16 protein-coding genes are annotated in these 19,453 nt (G+C 60.6%); 10 read left to right on the forward strand and 6 right to left on the reverse strand.

The features are described from left to right. The first annotated feature begins 35 nt into the window (after nt 1-35). Genes iolG through iolB form a run of 8 tightly spaced genes read left to right on the forward strand, consistent with a single transcriptional unit; the run spans nt 36 to nt 9,414 of the window. Complete coding sequence (iolG, locus tag NQ230_RS06260; protein ID WP_257260459.1) at nt 36-1,022, forward strand: inositol 2-dehydrogenase; 987 nt, start codon at nt 36-38, stop codon at nt 1,020-1,022. A 31-nt stretch (nt 1,023-1,053) separates the two neighbouring features. Continuing rightward, complete coding sequence (locus tag NQ230_RS06265) at nt 1,054-1,983, forward strand: sugar ABC transporter substrate-binding protein (protein WP_023333011.1); 930 nt, start codon at nt 1,054-1,056, stop codon at nt 1,981-1,983. Between the two features lie 48 nt (nt 1,984-2,031). Then, nucleotides 2,032-3,579, forward strand: coding sequence for a sugar ABC transporter ATP-binding protein (locus NQ230_RS06270; protein ID WP_257260462.1), 1,548 nt, complete (start codon nt 2,032-2,034; stop codon nt 3,577-3,579). 11 nt (nt 3,580-3,590) lie between these two features. Next, entirely contained in the window at nt 3,591-4,619 is a 1,029-nt protein-coding gene (locus NQ230_RS06275) for an ABC transporter permease (RefSeq protein ID WP_028014045.1), read from the forward strand. A gap of 8 nt (nt 4,620-4,627) precedes the next feature. Next, nucleotides 4,628-5,761: a Gfo/Idh/MocA family protein gene (locus NQ230_RS06280; RefSeq protein WP_257260464.1), complete on the forward strand. Its 1,134-nt coding sequence runs from the start codon at nt 4,628-4,630 to the stop codon at nt 5,759-5,761. Nucleotides 5,762-5,773: 12 nt separating this feature from the next. After that, nucleotides 5,774-7,678, forward strand: coding sequence for a bifunctional 5-dehydro-2-deoxygluconokinase/5-dehydro-2-deoxyphosphogluconate aldolase (locus NQ230_RS06285; protein ID WP_257260466.1), 1,905 nt, complete (start codon nt 5,774-5,776; stop codon nt 7,676-7,678). 11 nt (nt 7,679-7,689) lie between these two features. Beyond that, the gene (gene iolE, locus NQ230_RS06290; protein WP_257260467.1) at nt 7,690-8,580 is read left to right on the forward strand and encodes a myo-inosose-2 dehydratase; all 891 of its coding nucleotides are present in this window, start codon (nt 7,690-7,692) and stop codon (nt 8,578-8,580) included. Nucleotides 8,581-8,589: 9 nt separating this feature from the next. Beyond that, nucleotides 8,590-9,414: a 5-deoxy-glucuronate isomerase gene (iolB, locus tag NQ230_RS06295; RefSeq protein WP_257260468.1), complete on the forward strand. Its 825-nt coding sequence runs from the start codon at nt 8,590-8,592 to the stop codon at nt 9,412-9,414. A gap of 89 nt (nt 9,415-9,503) precedes the next feature. Here iolB and NQ230_RS06300 read toward each other — a convergent pair whose 3' ends face one another. Genes NQ230_RS06300 through NQ230_RS06310 form a run of 3 tightly spaced genes read right to left on the reverse strand, consistent with a single transcriptional unit; the run spans nt 9,504 to nt 12,007 of the window. Then, nucleotides 9,504-10,247, reverse strand: coding sequence for an alpha/beta fold hydrolase (locus NQ230_RS06300; protein WP_257260470.1), 744 nt, complete (start codon nt 10,245-10,247; stop codon nt 9,504-9,506). A gap of 11 nt (nt 10,248-10,258) precedes the next feature. Then, nucleotides 10,259-10,726 (reverse strand): DUF6130 family protein, encoded by a 468-nt coding sequence (locus NQ230_RS06305; RefSeq protein ID WP_121425168.1) that lies wholly within the window; start codon nt 10,724-10,726, stop codon nt 10,259-10,261. Nucleotides 10,727-10,777: 51 nt separating this feature from the next. After that, nucleotides 10,778-12,007, reverse strand: a complete 1,230-nt coding sequence (locus NQ230_RS06310) for an MFS transporter (protein WP_257260472.1) — start codon at nt 12,005-12,007, stop codon at nt 10,778-10,780. A 97-nt stretch (nt 12,008-12,104) separates the two neighbouring features. Here NQ230_RS06310 and NQ230_RS06315 point away from each other — a divergent pair, with 97 nt between their 5' ends. Next, the gene (locus NQ230_RS06315) at nt 12,105-12,995 is read left to right on the forward strand and encodes a LysR family transcriptional regulator (RefSeq protein ID WP_257260474.1); all 891 of its coding nucleotides are present in this window, start codon (nt 12,105-12,107) and stop codon (nt 12,993-12,995) included. Here the strand turns inward: NQ230_RS06315 and NQ230_RS06320 are convergent. After that, nucleotides 12,992-13,162, reverse strand: coding sequence for a YfgG family protein (locus NQ230_RS06320; protein WP_023333002.1), 171 nt, complete (start codon nt 13,160-13,162; stop codon nt 12,992-12,994). The two genes, NQ230_RS06315 and NQ230_RS06320, sit on opposite strands and share 4 nt — an antisense overlap. A gap of 371 nt (nt 13,163-13,533) precedes the next feature. On the opposite strand from NQ230_RS06320, the gene NQ230_RS06325 reads away from it, so the two are divergent. After that, the gene (locus NQ230_RS06325; protein WP_257260475.1) at nt 13,534-15,774 is read left to right on the forward strand and encodes an EAL domain-containing protein; all 2,241 of its coding nucleotides are present in this window, start codon (nt 13,534-13,536) and stop codon (nt 15,772-15,774) included. 4 nt (nt 15,775-15,778) lie between these two features. On the opposite strand, the gene ppx is transcribed toward NQ230_RS06325, so the two are convergent. Both ppx and ppk1 read right to left on the reverse strand, forming a co-directional pair. Continuing rightward, a complete protein-coding gene (ppx, locus tag NQ230_RS06330; protein ID WP_257260476.1) occupies nt 15,779-17,317 on the reverse strand; it encodes an exopolyphosphatase in 1,539 nt (512 codons plus the stop codon). Nucleotides 17,318-17,320: 3 nt separating this feature from the next. After that, a complete protein-coding gene (gene ppk1, locus NQ230_RS06335) occupies nt 17,321-19,381 on the reverse strand; it encodes a polyphosphate kinase 1 (protein ID WP_121425174.1) in 2,061 nt (686 codons plus the stop codon). Between the last annotated feature and the right edge of the window lie 72 nt (nt 19,382-19,453).

The raw sequence follows: 19,453 nt of genomic DNA on the forward strand, positions 1-19,453 counted from the left end.
TTAGTTCACAGCATTCACCAACACCGGGAGCCGTTATGTTTAACATTGCTTTACTGGGCGCTGGCCGAATTGGCCAGGTACATGCAGCTAACATCGCCAGCCACGTCGCGACCACGCTCTGGTCCGTGGTTGACCCGAATCAGGAATTTGCCACCCGTCTCGCCGCGCAGTATCAGGCCCGCCAGCAGAGCCTGAACGAGGCGATGACCGACCCTAACGTTCACGCCGTGCTGATCGCCTCCGCCACCGACACCCACGCGGATCTGATTGAAATGGCCGCCCGCCACGGCAAGGCCATCTTCTGCGAAAAGCCGGTACACCTTGACCTCGCCCGCGTGCGCGACTGCCTGAAGGTGGTCAAAGAGTACGACGTGCCGCTGTTCATCGGCTTTAATCGCCGCTTTGACCCGCAGTTTCGCCGCGTGAAAACCGACGTGCAGGCCGGGCGCATCGGCAAGCCGGAATCGCTGCTCATCATCTCCCGCGATCCGTCCCCGCCGCCTGCGGAGTACGTGCGCGTCTCCGGCGGCATGTTCCGCGATATGACCATCCACGACTTTGACATGGCCCGCTTCATCATGGGCGAAGAGCCGGTGTCGGTGTATGCCCAGGGCAGCAACCTGGTGGATCCGGCGATTGGCGAGGCGGGGGATATTGATACCGCGTTTATCGTTCTGAAATATGCCTCCGGCGCGATGGCGACCATCGTCAACAGCCGCCGTTCATCTTATGGCTACGACCAGCGCCTGGAGCTGCACGGCTCCGAAGGGCTGCTGTGCGCGGGCAACATTCTGGAAAACCAGGTGCAGCACTACGGCAAACAGGGCTGCACCAGCGCGCTGCCGGAACACTTCTTCCTGCAGCGCTACAAATCCGCTTACGCCGCGGAATGGGAACACTTTGTTGCGGTCCTGCGCGGCGAAGCGGTGCCTGACTGCAGCGGCGATGATGGTGAACGTGCGCTGTACCTTGCGGATAAAGCGCTGGAGTCACTGCGCAGCCAGCGCGAGATCGTCCTCTAAACACAACAACCCTACTCAGAGAGACATAATAATGAAAAAACTGATCGTAGCCGCCCTCATCGCCATGACGTCCGGGGCCGCCCTCGCCGAAAACGAGCAAATTGTTTTCAGTACGCCAAACCTGGCCATGCCGTTTGAAGTTCACATGCAGCGCACGGCGGTGAAAGCCGCAAAAGAGATGGGCGTGAAGCTTCAGGTGCTGGACGGACAGGGCAGCTCGCCGAAGCAGGTGGCTGACCTGGAAAACGCCATCACCCGCGGGGCGCAAGGCTTTATCGTCTCCCCGAACGACGTGAACGCGGTCTCCAGCGCGGTGGATGAAATTCAGGATGCGAAGCTGCCGATCGTCACCCTTGACCGCTCCGTCGACAGCCAGAAGAAAGTGCCGCACTTTGGCGCCAACAACTACAAGGGCGGCCAGGCGGTTGGCGACTTCGTTAAAACCAAATTCCCCAACGGCGCGGACATCATTCTCCTCACCGGCCAGCCGGGCTCCTCTTCCAATATTGAACGCACCAAAGGGATCCGCGACAGCCTGAAGGCGGGCGGGGATAAATACAAGATCGTCGCCGATCAGACCGGGAACTGGATGCGTTCGGAAGGGATGCGCATCGTTGAAAGCGTGCTGCCTTCGCTGCCGAAGCGCCCGCAGGTGATCCTCTCTGCCAACGACGATATGGCGCTGGGCGCGATTGAAGCGCTGCAGAGCCAGGGCGTGAAGCCGGGGGAAATCCTGGTGACCGGGTTTGATGCGGTGCCGGAAGCGCTGGCCCGCGTGCGCGACGGCTGGCTGGCGGTAACGGCGGATCAGCGTCCGGGCTTTGCGGTGCAGACGGCGATGAGCCAGCTGGTGGCCAACGTGCGCGAGAAGAAAGCCATCACCGGGGCCGACTATCCGCCGACGCTGATCACCAAAGAGAACCTGCAGCAGGCTGAGCGTATCGGTGAGGCCGGTAACTAATATGTCCCGAGCCGCCTCTGGCGGCTCATCATGAGGAGGAGCAGACAGATGTCGCAACCCTTACTGAAAGTGACCGACCTGGCAAAAAGCTTTTCCGGCGTCTGGGCGCTGAGCAACGCTCAGCTGACCGTCGGCAGCGGCGAAATTCACGCCCTGCTGGGGGAAAACGGGGCGGGGAAATCCACGCTGCTGAAGGCGCTCGCGGGCGCGCAGCCGCAAACCCGCGGGGATATCTGGTTCAACGGCGAAACGCTGCCGGTGGACGACTCCCCGGTGGCGCGCCAGAACAAGGGCATTATCACCATCTATCAGGAATTCAACCTGCTGCCCAACATGACCGTCGCGGAAAACATGTTTCTCGGGCGCGAGCCGCGCAGGCGTAACCTGATCGTCGACGAAAGGGCGGTCAACCAGGAGGCGCAGGTCATTCTCGATTACCTGCAACTGAACGTTGCGCCGACCACGCCGGTCGCCCGTCTGAGCGTCGCCCAGCAGCAGATGGTGGAGATCGCCCGGGCGCTGACCCTCAACGCCCGGTTAATCATTATGGACGAACCGTCCGCCGCGCTGAGCGACAGCGAGGTGGAAAGCCTGCACCGCGTGGTGCGGGAGCTTAAAAACCGCGGCGTGAGCATTATTTACGTTACCCACCGTCTGCACGAAGTTTTCCAGCTGTGCGATCGCTTTACCGTTTTCCAGGACGGCCGTTTCACCGGCACCGGCGCGGTGGCGGAGACCAACGTCGAACAGCTGATCCGCCTGATGGTCGGACGCGACGTGGCCTTTAATCGTCGCCCCGCCAGCGAAACGCATCATGAAGACAAACCCGTCCGCCTGGCGGTGAAGGGGCTTAGCCGCGAAAAGCCGCCGCTGGATCCGCACGGCATTGCCCTGCACGACATCAGCTTCCACGTCCACGCCGGGGAAGTTCTGGGCATCGCCGGGCTGGTGGGCGCGGGACGTACCGAAGTGGCCCGCTGCCTGTTTGGCGCAGACGCGTTTACCTCCGGGAGCTTTGAGCTGGACGGCGTGCCGTACCAGCCGCGCGACCCGCTGTATGCCCTCGATCAGGGCGTGGCGCTGGTGCCGGAAGATCGCAAAAAAGAGGGGGCGGTGCTGGGGCTGTCGATCCGCGACAACCTGTCGCTCTCCTGCCTCTCTTCGCTGCTGCAGTGGCGCTGGTTCGTGAACACCCGCAAAGAGGACGACCTGATTGAGTCCTACCGCCAGGCGCTGCAGATCAAAATGGTCAACAGCGAGCAGGAGGTGCGCAAGCTCTCCGGCGGCAACCAGCAAAAAGTGATCCTCGCGCGCTGCATGGCGCTTAACCCGCGGGTGCTGATCGTCGATGAGCCGACGCGCGGCATCGACGTGGGGACCAAATCGGAAGTGCACCAGGTGCTGTTTGACATGGCGAAAAAGGGCGTGGCGGTGATCGTGATCTCCTCCGATCTGCCTGAGGTGATGGCGGTGTCTGACCGGATCATCACCCTCAGCGAAGGCCGGGTGACCGGCGAGATCCACGGCGACGACGCTAACGAAGAACGGCTGATGACGATGATGGCCATCAACCACAACGCCCTGAACGCGGCATAACGGAGTTTCTCATGACGCAGATGATTTCTAAAACGCAGGCCCCGGTCAAACGCGCCGGACGCATCGATCCCATCGCCTTCTTCGAGCGCTTCGGGGTGCTGATTTTCATGATCCTGCTGCTGATCTTCTTCCAGTCGCAGAACAGCAATTTTTTCTCTGAACGCAATATTTTCAACATCCTGACCGAAGTCTCCATCTACGGGATCATGGCCGTGGGGATGACCTTCGTCATTCTGACCGCCGGGATTGACCTCTCCGTGGGCTCCATTCTGGCGGTGTGCGCCATGACCGCGGCGTACGTGATCAAAGGCGACAACTTCACCACCGTTGACCCGAACGCCTGGGGCGGCATGAGCTGGCTGATTGGGCTGGGGATTTGTCTGGCCATGGGCACGGCGATTGGCTTCCTGCACGGCCTGGGCGTCACCCGCCTGCGCCTGCCGCCGTTCATCGTTACCCTCGGCGGGATGACCATCTGGCGCGGCCTGACGCTGGTGATTAACGACGGCGCGCCGATTGCCGGTTTCGACCCAGGCTACCGCTGGTGGGGGCGCGGGGAGCTGCTCGGCATCTCTATTCCTATCTGGATCTTCGCCATCGTCGCCGTCGGCGGCTATCTGGCGCTGCACAAAACCCGCTGGGGCCGCTTCGTCTACGCCATCGGCGGCAACCCGGAGGCGGCGCGCCTGGCAGGGGTAAACGTCAAGCGCGTGCTGGTCAGCGTCTACGTGCTGATCGGCTGTCTGGCAGGTCTGGCGGGCTTCATCCTGAGCGCGCGTCTGGGAAGCGCCGAGGCGGTGGCCGGGATCTCCTTTGAGCTGCGCGTCATCGCCTCGGTGGTGATCGGCGGCACCTCGCTGATGGGCGGCTACGGGCGCATCGGCGGCACCATTATCGGCTCCATCATTATGGGCATTCTGATTAACGGCCTGGTGCTGATGAACGTCTCGGCCTACTACCAGCAGATTATCACCGGATTAATTATCGTTCTGGCGGTGGCATTCGATACCTATGCCAAAAGCCGTCGCGGCGCACTGTGAGGATCACGATGAAAGAGGTTCGTATTGGATTAATTGGCACCGGGTATATCGGCAAGGCGCACGCTATCGCCTATGCCCAGGCCCCGACGGTGTTCAACCTGCGCGGCAGGCTGGTGCGCGAGATGGTGGCGGAAGTCACGCCGGAGCTGGCGGCAGAGCGCGCGCAGGCGTTTGGCTTCAACCGCTCCACCGGGGACTGGCGGGCGCTGGTGGCCGACCCGGCCATTGACGTGGTGGATATTTGCTCACCCAACCACCTGCATAAAGAGATGGCGCTGGAGGCGATCCGCCACGGCAAGCACGTCTACTCGGAGAAGCCGCTGGCGCTGAACGCCCACGATGCGCGCGAGATGGTCGACGCCGCGAAGCGGGCCGGGGTGAAAACGCTGGTGGGGTTCAACTACATGAAGAACCCGACGGCGCAGCTGGCGAAGGAGATTATCGCCCGCGGCGAGATTGGCGAGGTGATCCACTTCTACGGCACCCACAACGAAGACTATATGGCCGACCCTCTGTCGCCCATTCACTGGCACTGCTTTAAAGAGACCGCCGGGCTGGGTGCGCTGGGCGACCTCGCGGCGCACATCGTCAATATGGCCCAGTACCTGGTGGGGGATATCGAGCAGGTCTGCGGCGATCTGAAGATCGTGGTCCCGGAACGCCCGGCGAAGGGCGGATCGTCGGAGATGATTGCCGTTGAAAACGAGGATCAGGCCCACGCGATGGTGCGTTTTGCGGGCGGGGCGCAGGGCGTGATTGAAACCTCCCGCGTTGCCTGCGGCCGCAAGATGGGGCTGTCGTACGTCATCACCGGGACGAAAGGCGCCATCAGCTTCACCCAGGAGCGCATGGCCGAGCTGAAGCTCTATCTGCATGACGATCCGGTGAACCGTCAGGGGTTCCGCACGCTGCTCGTCGGCCCGGCGCACCCGGACTACGCCGCGTTCTGCATGGGCGCGGGCCACGGGATTGGCTTTAACGATCAAAAAACGGTGGAGGTGCGTGACCTGGTGGACGGGATTGCCGCCGACGCGCCGATGTGGCCGGACTTCGAAGAGGGCTGGAAGGTGTCGCGCGTGCTGGACGCGATTGCGCTCTCGCACCGCGAAGGCCGCTGGCTGAACGTGAACGACATTGTCTGATGAGGTATCAACGTGGAAAAGCAGTTTGATGTGATATGCATGGGCCGCGTGGCGGTAGACCTCTACAGCCAGCAGATTGGTGCCCGTCTGGAGGACGCGTCGAGCTTCGCCAAATATCTCGGCGGGTCATCGGGTAACGTGGCGTACGGCACCGCGCGTCAGGGTTTACGTTCGTCGATGCTGGCGCGCGTCGGCGATGAACATATGGGCCGCTTCCTGCGGGAAGAGCTCAACCAGGTGGGCTGCGATACCAGCCATCTGATTACCGATCAACAACGCCTCACGGCGCTGGTGCTACTCGGCATTAAAGACCGGGACACCTTTCCACTGATTTTTTATCGCGATAACTGCGCGGACATGGCGATTACCGCCAGCGATGTGGACGAAAGCTACATTGCCTCCGCACGTTGTCTTGCCATCACCGGGACCCACCTTTCTCATCCGCAGACCCGCGAGGCGGTGCTGACGGCGCTGGGCTATGCCCGCCGTCACGGCGTGCGCACGGTGCTGGACATTGACTACCGTCCGGTGCTGTGGGGGCTGACCGCCTTAGGCGACGGCGAAACGCGCTTTATCGCCGCCGATAAGGTCACCCGAGAGCTGCAGGAGGTGCTGCACCTCTTCGACGTCATTGTCGGCACCGAAGAGGAGTTTCACATCGCGGGCGGCAGCACGGATACCCTGCAGGCGCTGGGGCAGGTGCGCGCCGTCAGTGAAGCAGCGCTGGTCTGCAAACGCGGCGCGCTCGGCTGCTCGGTCTATACCGACGCCATTCCGCCCCGTCTGGACGACGGCCTGACGGTGACCGGCGTGCGCGTGGAGGTGCTGAACGTCCTCGGGGCGGGGGACGCGTTTATGTCCGGCCTGCTGCGCGGCTACCTGAACGACGAGGGTTGGGAGCAGGCGTGCCGCTACGCCAACGCCTGCGGCGCGCTGGTGGTCTCGCGCCACGGCTGCGCCCCGGCGATGCCGAGCAAAATCGAGCTGGATGACTATCTTTCCCGCGCCACGATGGTGCCGCGCCCGGATCTCGACCCGCGTCTTAACCATCTCCACCGGGTGACCACCCGCCGCCGCGAATGGCCGGAGCTGTGCGTGATGGCCTTCGACCACCGCAGCCAGCTTGAGGATATGGCGATGCAGTGCGGCGCGTCGCTTAAGCGCATTCCGGCGCTGAAGCAGCTGATCCTGCAGGCCAGCCGCGAGGCGGCGAGCCGCGCCGGGCTGGAGGGCAAAGCCGGTCTGCTGTGCGACGGCACCTTTGGTCAGGACGCGCTGAACGCCATCACCGGCGAAGGGTGGTGGATTGGCCGCCCCATCGAGCTGCCGGGCTCCCGGCCGCTGGAGATGGAGCACGGTAACATCGGCACCCAGCTTATCAGCTGGCCGCAGGAGCACGTGGTGAAGTGCCTGGTCTTCTTCCACCCGGAAGATGCCCACGGCCTGCGCCTGGAGCAGGAGCAGAAAATCGCCGAGGTGTACCACGCCTGCTGCCGGTCCGGGCACGAGCTGCTGCTGGAGGTGATCCTGCCCGCGACCATGCCGCGCAGCGACGAGCTCTATCTGCGCGCCATCTCCCGCTTCTACAACCTGGGCATTTACCCGGACTGGTGGAAGCTGCCGCCGCTCTCGGCCGACGGCTGGACGGCGCTGAGCGAGATTATCGAACGCCGGGACCCGCACTGCCGTGGGGTGGTGATCCTCGGCCTGGACGCTCCGGCGGAGCAGCTGCGCGCCGACTTCAAAGCCGCAGCGGGGCAGACGCTGGTAAAAGGCTTCGCCGTGGGGCGCACGCTGTTTGGCGATGCGTCCCGCGCGTGGCTGAAGCACGATATTGACGATGCGCAGCTGGTGGCGCGCATCCGGGACAACTACCTGCAGCTTATCGCCTGGTGGCGCGAGCGCGGACACGCATAATGGAGACGACAATGAGTGTGCAATTAGGCATTAACCCGCTGACGTGGACGAACGACGATCTGCCTTCTCTCGGCGCGGAGACGTCGCTGGAGACCTGTCTGAGTGAAGGGAAAGAGGCCGGTTTTGCCGGCTTCGAGCTGGGCAATAAATTCCCGCGCGAAGCGCGCCTGCTCGGCCCCATTCTGCAGCGCCACGAGCTGCAGCTGGTCTCCGGCTGGTACTCCGGCCGCCTGCTGGAGCGCAGCGTGGAGGAGGAGATCGCCGCCGTGCAGTCGCACCTGACGCTGTTGCGCGAGCTGGGGGCGAAGGTGCTGGTCTTTGCGGAAGTGAGCGGCTGCATTCACGGCGAGCAGCAAACCCCGGTTCACCTGCGCCCGCGCTTCCCGCAGGCGCGCTGGAAAGAGTACGGCGAGAAGCTTACCGAATTTGCCCGCTACACCCAGCAGCAGGGCGTGCAGATTGCCTACCATCACCATATGGGCACGGTGATTGAATCTGCCGACGACGTGGATAACCTGATGATCCACACCGGGGAGGCGGTTGGATTGCTACTGGATACCGGCCATCTGACCTTTGCCGGGGCCGATCCGCTGGCGGTGGCGCAGCGCTGGGCGTCGCGCATCAACCACGTTCACTGCAAAGACGTGCGCGCCGACGTGCTGGCGGACGTGAAAAACCGCAAAACCAGCTTCCTCGATGCGGTGCTGAGCGGCGTGTTTACGGTGCCGGGCGACGGCTGCGTCGATTACCCGCCGATTATGCGGCTGCTGAAGGCCCAGGATTATCACGGCTGGCTGGTGGTTGAGGCGGAGCAGGATCCGGCGATTGCCCATCCGCTGACCTACGCCCGTCTGGGGTATAACAACCTGAGCCGTCTGGCCCGCGACGCCGGACTGATTTGAGGAGGGGACATGTCACGTCTGTTATCACGCTGGCAACAGCCGAACGCGGAGGGGCGCACCCAGTCCGTCACGCCGGAAAGCGCAGGGTGGGGCTACGTCGGCTTTGAGGCGTATGAGCTGCAGGAGGGGCAGACGCTGACGCTGCCCGCCGTCTGCGAAGAGCGCTGCCTGGTGCTGGTCGCCGGGCGGGCCTCCATCAGCACGCCTTCCGCGCAGTTTAACGACATCGGCGAACGGATGAGCCCCTTCGAGCGCATCAAGCCGTGGGCGGTGTACGTCACCCCGCAGGAAACGGTGCAGGTGAAGGCGCTGACGAAGCTGGAGCTGGCGGTCTGCGCCGCGCCGGGCAAAGGCACGTATCCGACGCGACTGATTGCGCCGCAGGATATCGACGGCGAAGCGCGCGGCAAGGGTCACAATCAGCGCTACGTGCATAATATTTTGCCGGAAGACAAGCCTGCCGACAGCCTGCTGGTGGTGGAGGTGTGGACCAACGAAGGCTGTACCAGCTCGTACCCGAGCCACAAGCACGACACGGATAACCCGCCGCAGGAGACGTATCTGGAGGAGACCTACTACCATCGCCTCAACCCGGAGCAGGGGTTCTGCATGCAGCGCGTCTACACCGACGACAGAGCGCTGGATGAGTGCATGGCGGTCTATAACCGTGACGTGGTGATGGTGCCGAAGGGTTACCACCCGGTCGCGACGATGGCCGGGTATGACAGCTACTACCTCAACGTGATGGCCGGGCCGGTGCGCAAATGGATGTTCACCTGGGAGGAGGATCACGCGTGGATTAATCGGGATTATCCCGCAGAGAGGGGGGACTGAGACGGCCTTTCTTGTCGGGTGGCGCTGCGCTTACCCGACCTACGAAACCGTAGGCCCGCGCAAGCGCAGCGCCGCCGGGCGAATTTTTCTCAGTGCATCCGCCTCGCCTGCTCAATCGTCCGGGCGATAGCCTCCGGCTGGCTAACCATCGACACGTGGCTCGCGGAGACCTCGGTGGTTTTCGCATGGATCGTCTTTGCCATCGCCCGTTCCAGGTCGGGGTTGATCATTCGGTCATTCCTGCTGACCACATACCAGCTCGGTTTGTCATGCCACGCCGCGTGGGCAACCTTTTCACCAAACGCCTCGGCCTTAATCGGTCCCTGCGTGGCTGCAATCGTATCTTGAATGGCTGGCTTCACGTCAGGCGCGAAGTCCTTCCTGACGGCTCCTGTCGGCAGGTATAAATAGCCGTCCGCCGTTTTAGCGATGTCCGCGCTGCCCGGCGGTGAAGGGTAGCTTCCTGCCAGGTCCGCCGTCGACTGGCCGGAGTCCGGCGCGAACGCCGCCACATACACCAGCGATTTTACCCGCGCATCGTTACCCGCCTCGCTAATCACGGTGCCGCCCCAGGAGTGGCCCACCAGAACCACGTCACCCTGGGCGCGGGCGATGGCCCGCCGCGTGGCCGCAACGTCATCCTTAAGCGAGGTGAGCGGGAGCTGGACGGCAATGACCTCTGCGTGCTGTTTCTGCAGCAGGGTAATCACCTTATTCCAGCTGCTGCCGTCGGCAAACGCGCCGTGGACCAGCACCACGTTGGTTTTACTCTGCGCAAAGGCGCTGGCGGAAAGCGCCAGCAGGCCTGCCGTCACTACAGACAGTGCTTTCATCTTCAGACTCCTTAAAAGTGATGGACCGCCGCGTGGGGCGGGACGGTGAATTCAACGGTTTTGTGGTCGAGCGGCTTATGCGTCGGGTCGGCCAGAATAAGGGTCACCTTGTGTTTCCCTGCGGGCAGCCCCACCAGGATCACCGGCTCTCCGCTGGCGTCAGCCCAGTGCCACGGCGCGTCATCCACCACCACGTGAATGTGACCGATGCGCGGGGTAACCTTGAGCGCTTCGGGGCCGAACACCGGCTCGATGCGCAGGTTTTCGGCACGGTACTGAATAAACACCGCGCCTTTGCTGAGCGGCCCGGCAAGCGGCGGATCGACGATCAGCTTTGCGGGCGGCTGCGGCTGCGCCAGCGGCGCAACGGCGGCGGGGCCGTTAACGTCCGCGGCGCTCAGGTTGTCCAGCGGTGTGGCCCGGGCATGGGCTACAGATGCCAGGACAAGCAGGGGGATAAGTGCATAACGACGGATCATCGGTTTCTCTCCTCATCGGTTCTGAATGGCGACAGGGAAAGAAAACCATTTTTATGTATCGGAGATATTTGCCGGAGGCGGCGTTTTGTACCCGTTTGTCAGCGCAGGGTTCTGGATACAGTGCGATACACTTTTCCTGCCGGGACGGCGCACAATCGCTATCGCCAGCCCGGCAATCACCACCGTCAGCCCCGTTGAAACCCACATTGCACCCGCGATCCCCAGCGTTTTATTCAGCCACGCATAGGCAAACGGTGAGGCTGCCGCCATCAGCTGGCCGGGGATCAGCAGCATGCCGGTGCGGCGGGCATAGCTTTCGGTGCTAAACAGCTCCAGCGGCAGGGTGGCTTTCACGATGGTGACCAGCCCGTTGATGGCGCCATAGCCCAGCACAAAACCGGCCGCGCACCAGACAAACAGGGAACTGCTTAGCCCAACCAGAAAGCAGAGCGGCATGGCGAGCGCGGTAAAAAGCGTGAGTTTGAAGGGGGTTAAGCGGGCACCCGCCAGCACTTCCAGCGAGCGAGCCCCCGTCTGACCGATCCCCCACAGCATGCCGATGGCGACCGGCAGGCCGAAGTGGGCAATAAACTCCGGCAGATGGGTGGACGTGCCGTTAGAGACAAAGGTGATGAGGGCAATGAAGGCGGCATAAAGCCAGCCGTTACGCCGCTCGTTGTTCAGCGGCGGCGCGGTGACCTTTGTCGTCACCGTCAGCCGCTGCCGGGGAAGCGTTCTTATCAGCGCCGCGCTCAGCAGGCCGAAGAGAGCATAGACGCGCAGCGCCTCCTGCCAGCTCATCATCTGAAGCAGGGCATCGCCCAGCGGCCAGAAGACGGCGGAGGCCAGCCCGCCCGCCAGCGTGACGCGTGAGATTGTTCTTCGCGCCTGCTGCCCGTAGAGGTTCACCAGCGCGGCGAACAGCGCATCGTACAATGACAGGCGCATCCCGACGCCGCACAGTAGCCAGGCGCAGTACCAGCCAAAAAGCGTCTGGGTATACGCCATCCCTGCGCAGCTTGCGGCGATCAGCAACGTTCCGCTCATCACCACCGTCTGACCGCCAAAGCGTGCCAGCAGGCGGGCAACAAACGGGGACACCGCCGCCATCACCAGCATCGCCAGCGTCAGGCCGAGGTAAATCTGCGGGGATGACCATCCCCGGTCGGCTGCAATGGCCAGCGCAAAGGTGCCGGGCATATAAAACGAGATCCCCCAGTTGATGAGTTGATTACATCCCGCCGTGAAGGCGAGGCGGCGAGGCAGGGCAGGTGTTTCCATTATTTTTCATTCCGCTATGCAGTTGTCCTGAGCATAACTCGCGCGGTATTGTGCTGGCAGGGCAGCAACCTTATGCGCGGTATAAGAGAAACTTTGAATGACGACGCTTAATCTGGGCTATCTCGCCACGTTCCGTCTGGTGATCCAGCGCGGCAGCTTTTCAGCGGCAGCGGATGTGCTGGGCATTTCCCAGCCCGCCGTCAGCCTGCAAATACGCCAGCTGGAGCAGTTTCTGCAAACGCGGCTGGTGGAGCGGACCGGGCGGGGGATTAAGGCTACGGCTGCCGGACAGGCTTTGCTGGCGCACGGGGAGCGTATTCAGCAGGCGGTGGATGACGCTATCCGGTCCGTGAGCGCCTTCAGCCACGATGTGAGCGGCACTATTACGCTGGGAACGGGGGCAACGGCCTGCATCCATCTTCTGCCGCCGCTGCTGGAGAAGCTGCGCCGCGACTATCCGCTCCTGAGCGTGGGGGTGACGACGGGCAACACCCTCGACATCGTCAGGGCCATCGAAGAGAACCGTCTCGATATGGGGCTGGTGACGCTGCCGGTGAGCGGCAGAGCGCTGGACGTCATGCCGGTGATGGACGAAGAGTTTGTCTTTATCGCGTCGCGGGAGCAGCAGGAGGCTTTCAGGGCGTTCACCCCGGAGGCGCTGCACGCTCAGCCGCTGATTGCCTTTGAATCAGGCAGCGGTACCCGGGCGCTGATCGACGGCTGGTTTGCAGCCAGTGGATTAGCGATCGCGCCGGCGATGCAGCTTGGCAGCATCGAGGCGATAAAACGCATGGTTCGCGCGGGGCTGGGCTACAGTATTGTGCCGCGAATGGCGGTCAAACAGGATGTCGATCGCGAAGGGCTATGCGTGATGTCGCTTACGCCCGTGCTGCAGCGGCAGCTGGCGGTGGTGATGCGGCAGGATAAAATCCTCAGCAAAGGGATAGCAGGCATTATTCGGATAGTGCAAAACCATCCGGCGGCCTAGCGGTCAGCGGTGTCGACGGTCAGGCTGGACTGCTGCGACTGGGTTTTGTCCTGATGGTGATACCAGGCGCCAATCGAAGAGTAAACGAAGCGGCCAAAGAAAAACAGGAAGCTGATGAGCAGTATGATGCGGGTCATTCGGGTGTTAAATTGATGTCGTTTGCGCATACGCGTGACCTGACTCACTCTGTTTATCCTGGATAAGCCCTTTTGGGCGATAGGGACATTAAGGCACAGCGGGAAGATGGGGTCAATTCTGCAGTGTGTAAATAACCGTCAATGTTTACATTAATTAATGTTATTGAAATTAATTAATGCATTTACCATATTGATAATATGAAGAAAATGATTTCAAAAAAAACGCCGCAAAAAGATATTTGCGTAAATTAGTTTGATTTAAGTCAACGGGTTCCCGGCCCTGATATTTAAAATCCTTCCTCCACACTGTTCGCCCCGCACGCCGCCGGGCGGCGCGTACGTCAGGTTGGATGCCTGTCTTTATTTTCCCTCTGGAGAGAAAGGGGTTTAACCGGGCATCTATGAACATTCTCGCTTTCCTGAAAAAAAATGAAAACCGCTGGTGGGCACTGCCGCTTATTTTGCCTGTGGTTTTACTTCCCGTACTGAGCATTGCGAATACGTTCACGCAGTTGGGCGATGGCATTGTGGCACTCTATTATTTACCCCTCTCATTTTTGCTTTCGCTGATGATGTTCTTTGGGCTGGAAGCGCTGCCCGGGATCGTATTGTCGCTGTTTATCCGCTACTACCCCTCGGTCGGGATGTTCGAAACGGTCGCCGGCGTACTCCATTTTATCGTCCCTTTAGTGCTCAGTTGGGGCGGCTACCGGGTGTTTGCGCCCAGACGGAACATGACCGCGTACGGCGACATCCGGCTGATGGCGCAGCGCATCTTCTGGCAGGCCTTCTGCCCCGCGACGCTGTTTCTGGTGCTGTTTCAGTTTGCGGTGTATTTAGGCGTGTATGAGAGCCGGCAGAGCCTGGCGGGATTAAACCCCCTCAATATTCGCACGCTCATCAACTATCAGACGCTGCTGGTGAGCGGGCTGACGGGCGTGCCGCTGAGCTATCTGCTGATCCGCCTGATTCGTCATCCGCGCTATCTCAAAAGCCTTATCTCGCAGATCCGTTCCCAGATAGACAAAAAGGTGACGATCGTTGAGTTTCTGGTGTGGGCTATCGCGCTTGGCGGGCTGCTTTCGCTGCTGCTGCTCCCGATGAATGAAAACAGCTCCATTTTTACCACTAACTACACCCTGTCGCTGCTGATGCCGGTGATGCTCTGGGGCGCGATGCGCTTTGGCTATAAGCTGGTGTCGCTGATCTGGATACCGGTACTGCTGGTGTCTATTCACTATTTTTACCGCTATATCCCGGTGAACCAGGGGTACGACATTCAGCTGGCGATCACCTCTTCCAGTTACCTGGTCTTCTCGTTTGTGGTGATTTATATGTCGATGCTGGCGACCCGGCAGCGCGCGGTGAACAAACGCTCCCGCAGGCTGGCGCTGCTCGACCCGGTCGTCCATATGCCTAACCTGCGGGCGCTGTCGCGCGAACTGGCGAAAAACCCGTGGTCGGCGCTCTGCCTGCTGCGCATCCCGGAGCTGGAAATTCTGGGCCGAAATTACGGCGTGTTGCTGCGCATTCAGTACAAACAGCAGCTGGCGCAGTGGGTGAATGGCACGCTCCAGCCCAATGAGCAGGTCTATCACCTGACCGGGTACGATATGGCGGTGCGGCTCAACGCGGAATCGCACCAGCAGCGGATTGAGGCCCTGGACGAGCATATCAAACAGTTCCGCTTTGTCTGGGACGGCATGCCGCTGCAGCCGCAGGTGGGCGTGAGCTATTGCTATGTCCGGTCCCCGGTGAACCATCTTTATCTGGTGCTGGGTGAACTGGGCGTAGTGGCCGATCTGTCGCTCTCCTCCAACCATCCGGAAAATCTTCAGCAGCGTGGGGCTATCCATTTGCAGCGCAGCCTGAAGGATAAAGTCGCGATGATGAGCCGCCTGCAAAAGGCGCTCGATAACGACGAATTCGCCCTGCTGGTTCAACCCGTTCGCGGCCTGCGCGGCGATCGCTATCACGAAGTTCTGCTGCGGATGCCGGATATCAACGGGCTATTGATCTCCCCCGACCAGTTCCTGCCCGTCGCGCAGGAGTTTGGCCTCTCCTCGCGGGTAGATTTGTGGGTGCTGGAGCATACCCTGCGCTTCCTTGCCGCGCATCGCGAACGGCTGCCCGGCCAGCGCTTTGCTATTAATCTCGCCCCGTCGACCGTGTGTCGGGTGCAGTTCCCGCTTGAGGTCAGTCGCCTGCTGGCGAAATACGCCATTGAGCCGTGGCAGCTGATTTTTGAGGTGACGGAGTGCAGCACCTTCGGCAGCGGGGAGCAGGCGCTACATATTCTCCAGCAGCTGCAGAAAATGGGGGTACGCATTGCGATTGATGATTTTGGTACCGGGTATGCGAGCTATGCCCGGCTGAAAAGCGTGGATGCCGACATTCTCAAGATTGACGGCAGCTTTATCCGCAATATCGTCAACAACAGCCTGGACTATCAGATCGTGGCGTCTATCTGCCATCTGGCGCGCATGAAGAAGATGCTGGTGGTGGCTGAGTACGTCGAGACGGAAGAGATACGTAGCGCGGTTAACGCGCTAGGCATCGATTATGTGCAGGGCTATCTGATTGGCAGGCCGGAACCGCTTGAGTCACTGCTGGAAGCTGAGGCGTCCACCGCGGACGCCTGAGCCGTTATGCGGCGACGTCGGCGCTCTCTTCTTCGATTTTGAGCAGCCAGCCGGTAACCGCTTCCCAGTACTGCTGCTCTTTTTCCAGGTCCAGCAGGACCAGCGCGTTCTGGCTGAACCAGTCGTGCGGGAAGCTCAGCGTCCAGTGATGGTCGTCGGTTTTCAGCTTCAGCGTGGGCGGCGTGGTGGTGGCCTGGCGCTGGTTATTGAGCAGCACGCCCAGGCGCAGCAGCTGAATAAGCGGCAGGAACTGCTTCTTCTTGAACAGCGTGAAGCGCGGCAGGTCGTCGAGCTTGATGGCCTTGCGGTGATAGCGCACCAGGGTCGCCATCATGGTTTGCTGCTCCTGGTTGAAGCCGGGCAGATCGCTGTTTTGCAGAATGTAGGCCGAATGGCGATGCATCCCGCTGTGGTTGATGTTCAGCCCCACCTCGTGCAGCATCGCGGCCCATTTCAACAGCGCGGCAAGCTGCGGGTGCGCAAGCTTCGGATTCTGCTCCTCCCACTGTTCGTACATCTGCACCGTGGTTTCCAGCACGCGCTTCGCCTGTTCGCGGTCGATATTGTACTGGTTGGCCAGGCTTTGCGCGGTGCGGCTGCGGATATCCTGATGGCGGAAGCGGCCTTCCATCTCATACAGCACGCCTTCACGCAGCGCGCCGTCGGAGAGACGCAGCTCCTTAATCGCCAGCGCATCAAACACGCCGCACAGGATCGCAAGCCCCGGTACGAAGACTGATTTCCGCTCATCGGACAGGCCCGGCAGGCTCAGGGCGTCGAAGCTTTTATGCTTCAGCACCTCTTCGGTGAGCAGAGCCAGGCGTTCCGGGGTAATAATCCCGTCTTTTTCACCCATCGCCAGCAGCACTTCATGCGCGGCTTTAATCGAGCCGGACGCGCCCAGCGCCACGTTCCAGCCCTGGATACGGTACTGCCACGCCAGGTTTTCCAGCTTCTGAACGGCCGCCATACGCGCACGCTGGAAGTTCTCGCGGGTGATGATGCCGCCCGGGAAATACATCTGCGCGAAGCTGACGCAGCCCATACGGCGGCTTTCCACCAGGCGCGGCTCAAAGTCTTCGCCGATCACCAGCTCCGTTGAGCCGCCGCCGATATCGATAACCAGCTTGCGCCCTTTTTCCGGCTGGGTGTGCTCAACGCCCATGAAAATCAGACGCGCTTCCTCGTTGCCGGAGATGATTTCAATCGGGTAGGGGATCACCTTTTCAGCGCGCTTGAGGAACTCGGGGGCGTTAAGCGCCTGGCGCAGGGTGTGGGTGCCCACGATGCACACGCTGGAGGGCGAGAAGCCCTGCAGCCGTTCCGCAAACAGCGACAGGCAGTTTAACCCGCGCTCCATTGCCTCTTCGCTGAGCATGCTGCGTTCATCAAGGCCATCCGCCAGGTGTACGCGCTGCTTCAGACGACCGATGATCTGCAGCGCGCCATCCACCTCACGGGCGATGACCATGTGGAAACTGTTAGAGCCAAGATCGACCGCGGCGAATTCCTGCGGGCGAGGGGTCTTATCATTTATCGGCATAGGTTAATCGGGTTGCTCGAGTGATTTGATATAGTCGTAAATCGCCAGTTGCGACCGCACTTTGCGGCGGTTGCCGCGCGGCACATAGCGGTTACTGAGTTCTTTGTCGATATAGCGTGCTTTCACGGTATCGCTGAACAGAATCTCGATGATGTCGAGGATCTGCTGCTTCAGACGCGGATCCAGCAGCGGTGCCGCGACTTCAATTCGGTAGTCAATATTGCGCGTCATCCAGTCTGCCGATGAGAGATAGACCTGTTTATCACCCGCATTATCAAAAATATAGATCCGATCGTGTTCCAGGTAACGGTCAACAATGCTGATTACGCGAATATTGTCGCTGATGCCTTCCAGTTCCGGGATCAGCGAGCACATGCCGCGGATCAGCAGATTAACCGGTACGCCGGAGCTGGACGCCGCGTACAGCCTGTCCACCAGCCCTTTGTCGACAAGGTTGTTGAGCTTCAGCGTGATGCCGGACGACAGCCCTTTCTGGGCATTGGCGATCTCTTTATCGATCATATCGTACAGCAGGCGGCGAGAGTTCTGCGGCGAGACCAGCAGATAGTCAAAGTTCACCGGACGGTACGGGTTTTCGATAAAGTTAAAGACCCGGCGCACTTCGTTAGTGATGCGCGCATCGGCGGTTAATAGCGAGTAGTCGGTATAAATTCGCGCCGTTTTCTCGTTAAAGTTCCCGGTACCGATGTGGGCATAACGCACCACATCGTCGCCCTCTTTGCGGGAGATGAGGAACAGCTTGGCGTGAATTTTTAGCCCCGGCGCGGAGAAGATGACGTGCACACCGGCTTCCGTCAGACGGCGCGCCCAGTGAATGTTTGCCTCTTCGTCGAAGCGCGCCTGCAGCTCAACCACCACGGTGACTTTTTTGGCGTTGTGCGCCGCATGGATCATCGCGTCGATGATGCGGGAATCTTTTGCCACGCGGTAGATGTTGATTTTGATCGCCAGCACGCTCGGGTCGAACGAGGCCTGACGCAGCAGCTCCAGCACGTGCTCGAACGTGTGGTACGGATAGTAGAGCAGCACATCGCGTTCGCGGATGGCGTCGAATCCGTTGCGGAATTTATCGAACCACAGATGGCGCAGGCGCGGCAGCGGCTTGTTCACCAGATTGGCTTTGCCGACGTTCGGGAAGCCAATAAAATCTTTGAAGTTGTGGTAACGACCACCCGGTACGATGGAGTCATAGCGCGAAATGGTCAGTTTCTCGCGCAGCATTTCCACCATGGCGTCCGGCATATCGCGCTGGTAAACAAAGCGCACCGGCTCGGCCGTCAGGCGCTGTTTCAGGCTGGACGACATCAGCTCCATCAGGCTGGCTTCCATCTCGTGCACCAGGTCATATTCGGCGTCACGGGTCATCTTCATCGAGTAGGCGTTTAACGCATCGTAATCGAAGAAGCCTTTGAAGATGTCGTCCAGACAGTAGCGCAGGATGTTGTCCAGCAGGATCATTGGCTTGCGTCTGCGCGGGGTTTCCGGCGGCAGGTTCACAAAGCGCGGCACCTTGTCGGACGGGATCTCCAGCAGCGCGTAACGGATGGAATCACCGCGAATAATTTCCACCGCCAGGTAGGTGTAATCATCCTTCAGGAACTGAACCAGATCGGTTTCGCGGTTGATCAGAATCGGGGTAATGTGCTGGCGCAGGTAGTGTTTGAAGTAGTGGCGCAGCCAGTTTTGTTGGTTAACGGAAAGCTGGCGTTCGTTAATCAGGAAGATTTGATTGCGCGCCATCTCCAGCAGCAGTTCGTTATACAGGCCGTCAAATTCCTGATCGGCTTTCAGCACGCGGGACTGGATTTTGCCCAGCAGATGCCGCGAGTGCGAGTTTAAGCCCTGTTCTTCGCTGATGATGATGCGTCTTTTCAGCTCGGCAAAGCGAACCTTGTAGAACTCATCCAGGTTGTTGGAATAAATGCCCAAAAAACGCATGCGCTCGATCAGCGGGTTACTTTTGTCTGCCGCTTCCTGGAGTACACGTTCGTTAAATGCTAACCAGCTTAGCTCTTTCTCGATATATAACTTTTCCTGACCCATTACAGCTCACACTCCAGTTCAATCACAGGACGTGGTAAATCCGTCTCGTCCTTATTATGGCGAGCATTTCCA

Origin of the sequence: Enterobacter asburiae (genome assembly GCF_024599655.1) — a bacterium.
Taxonomy (GTDB): domain Bacteria; phylum Pseudomonadota; class Gammaproteobacteria; order Enterobacterales; family Enterobacteriaceae; genus Enterobacter; species Enterobacter asburiae_D.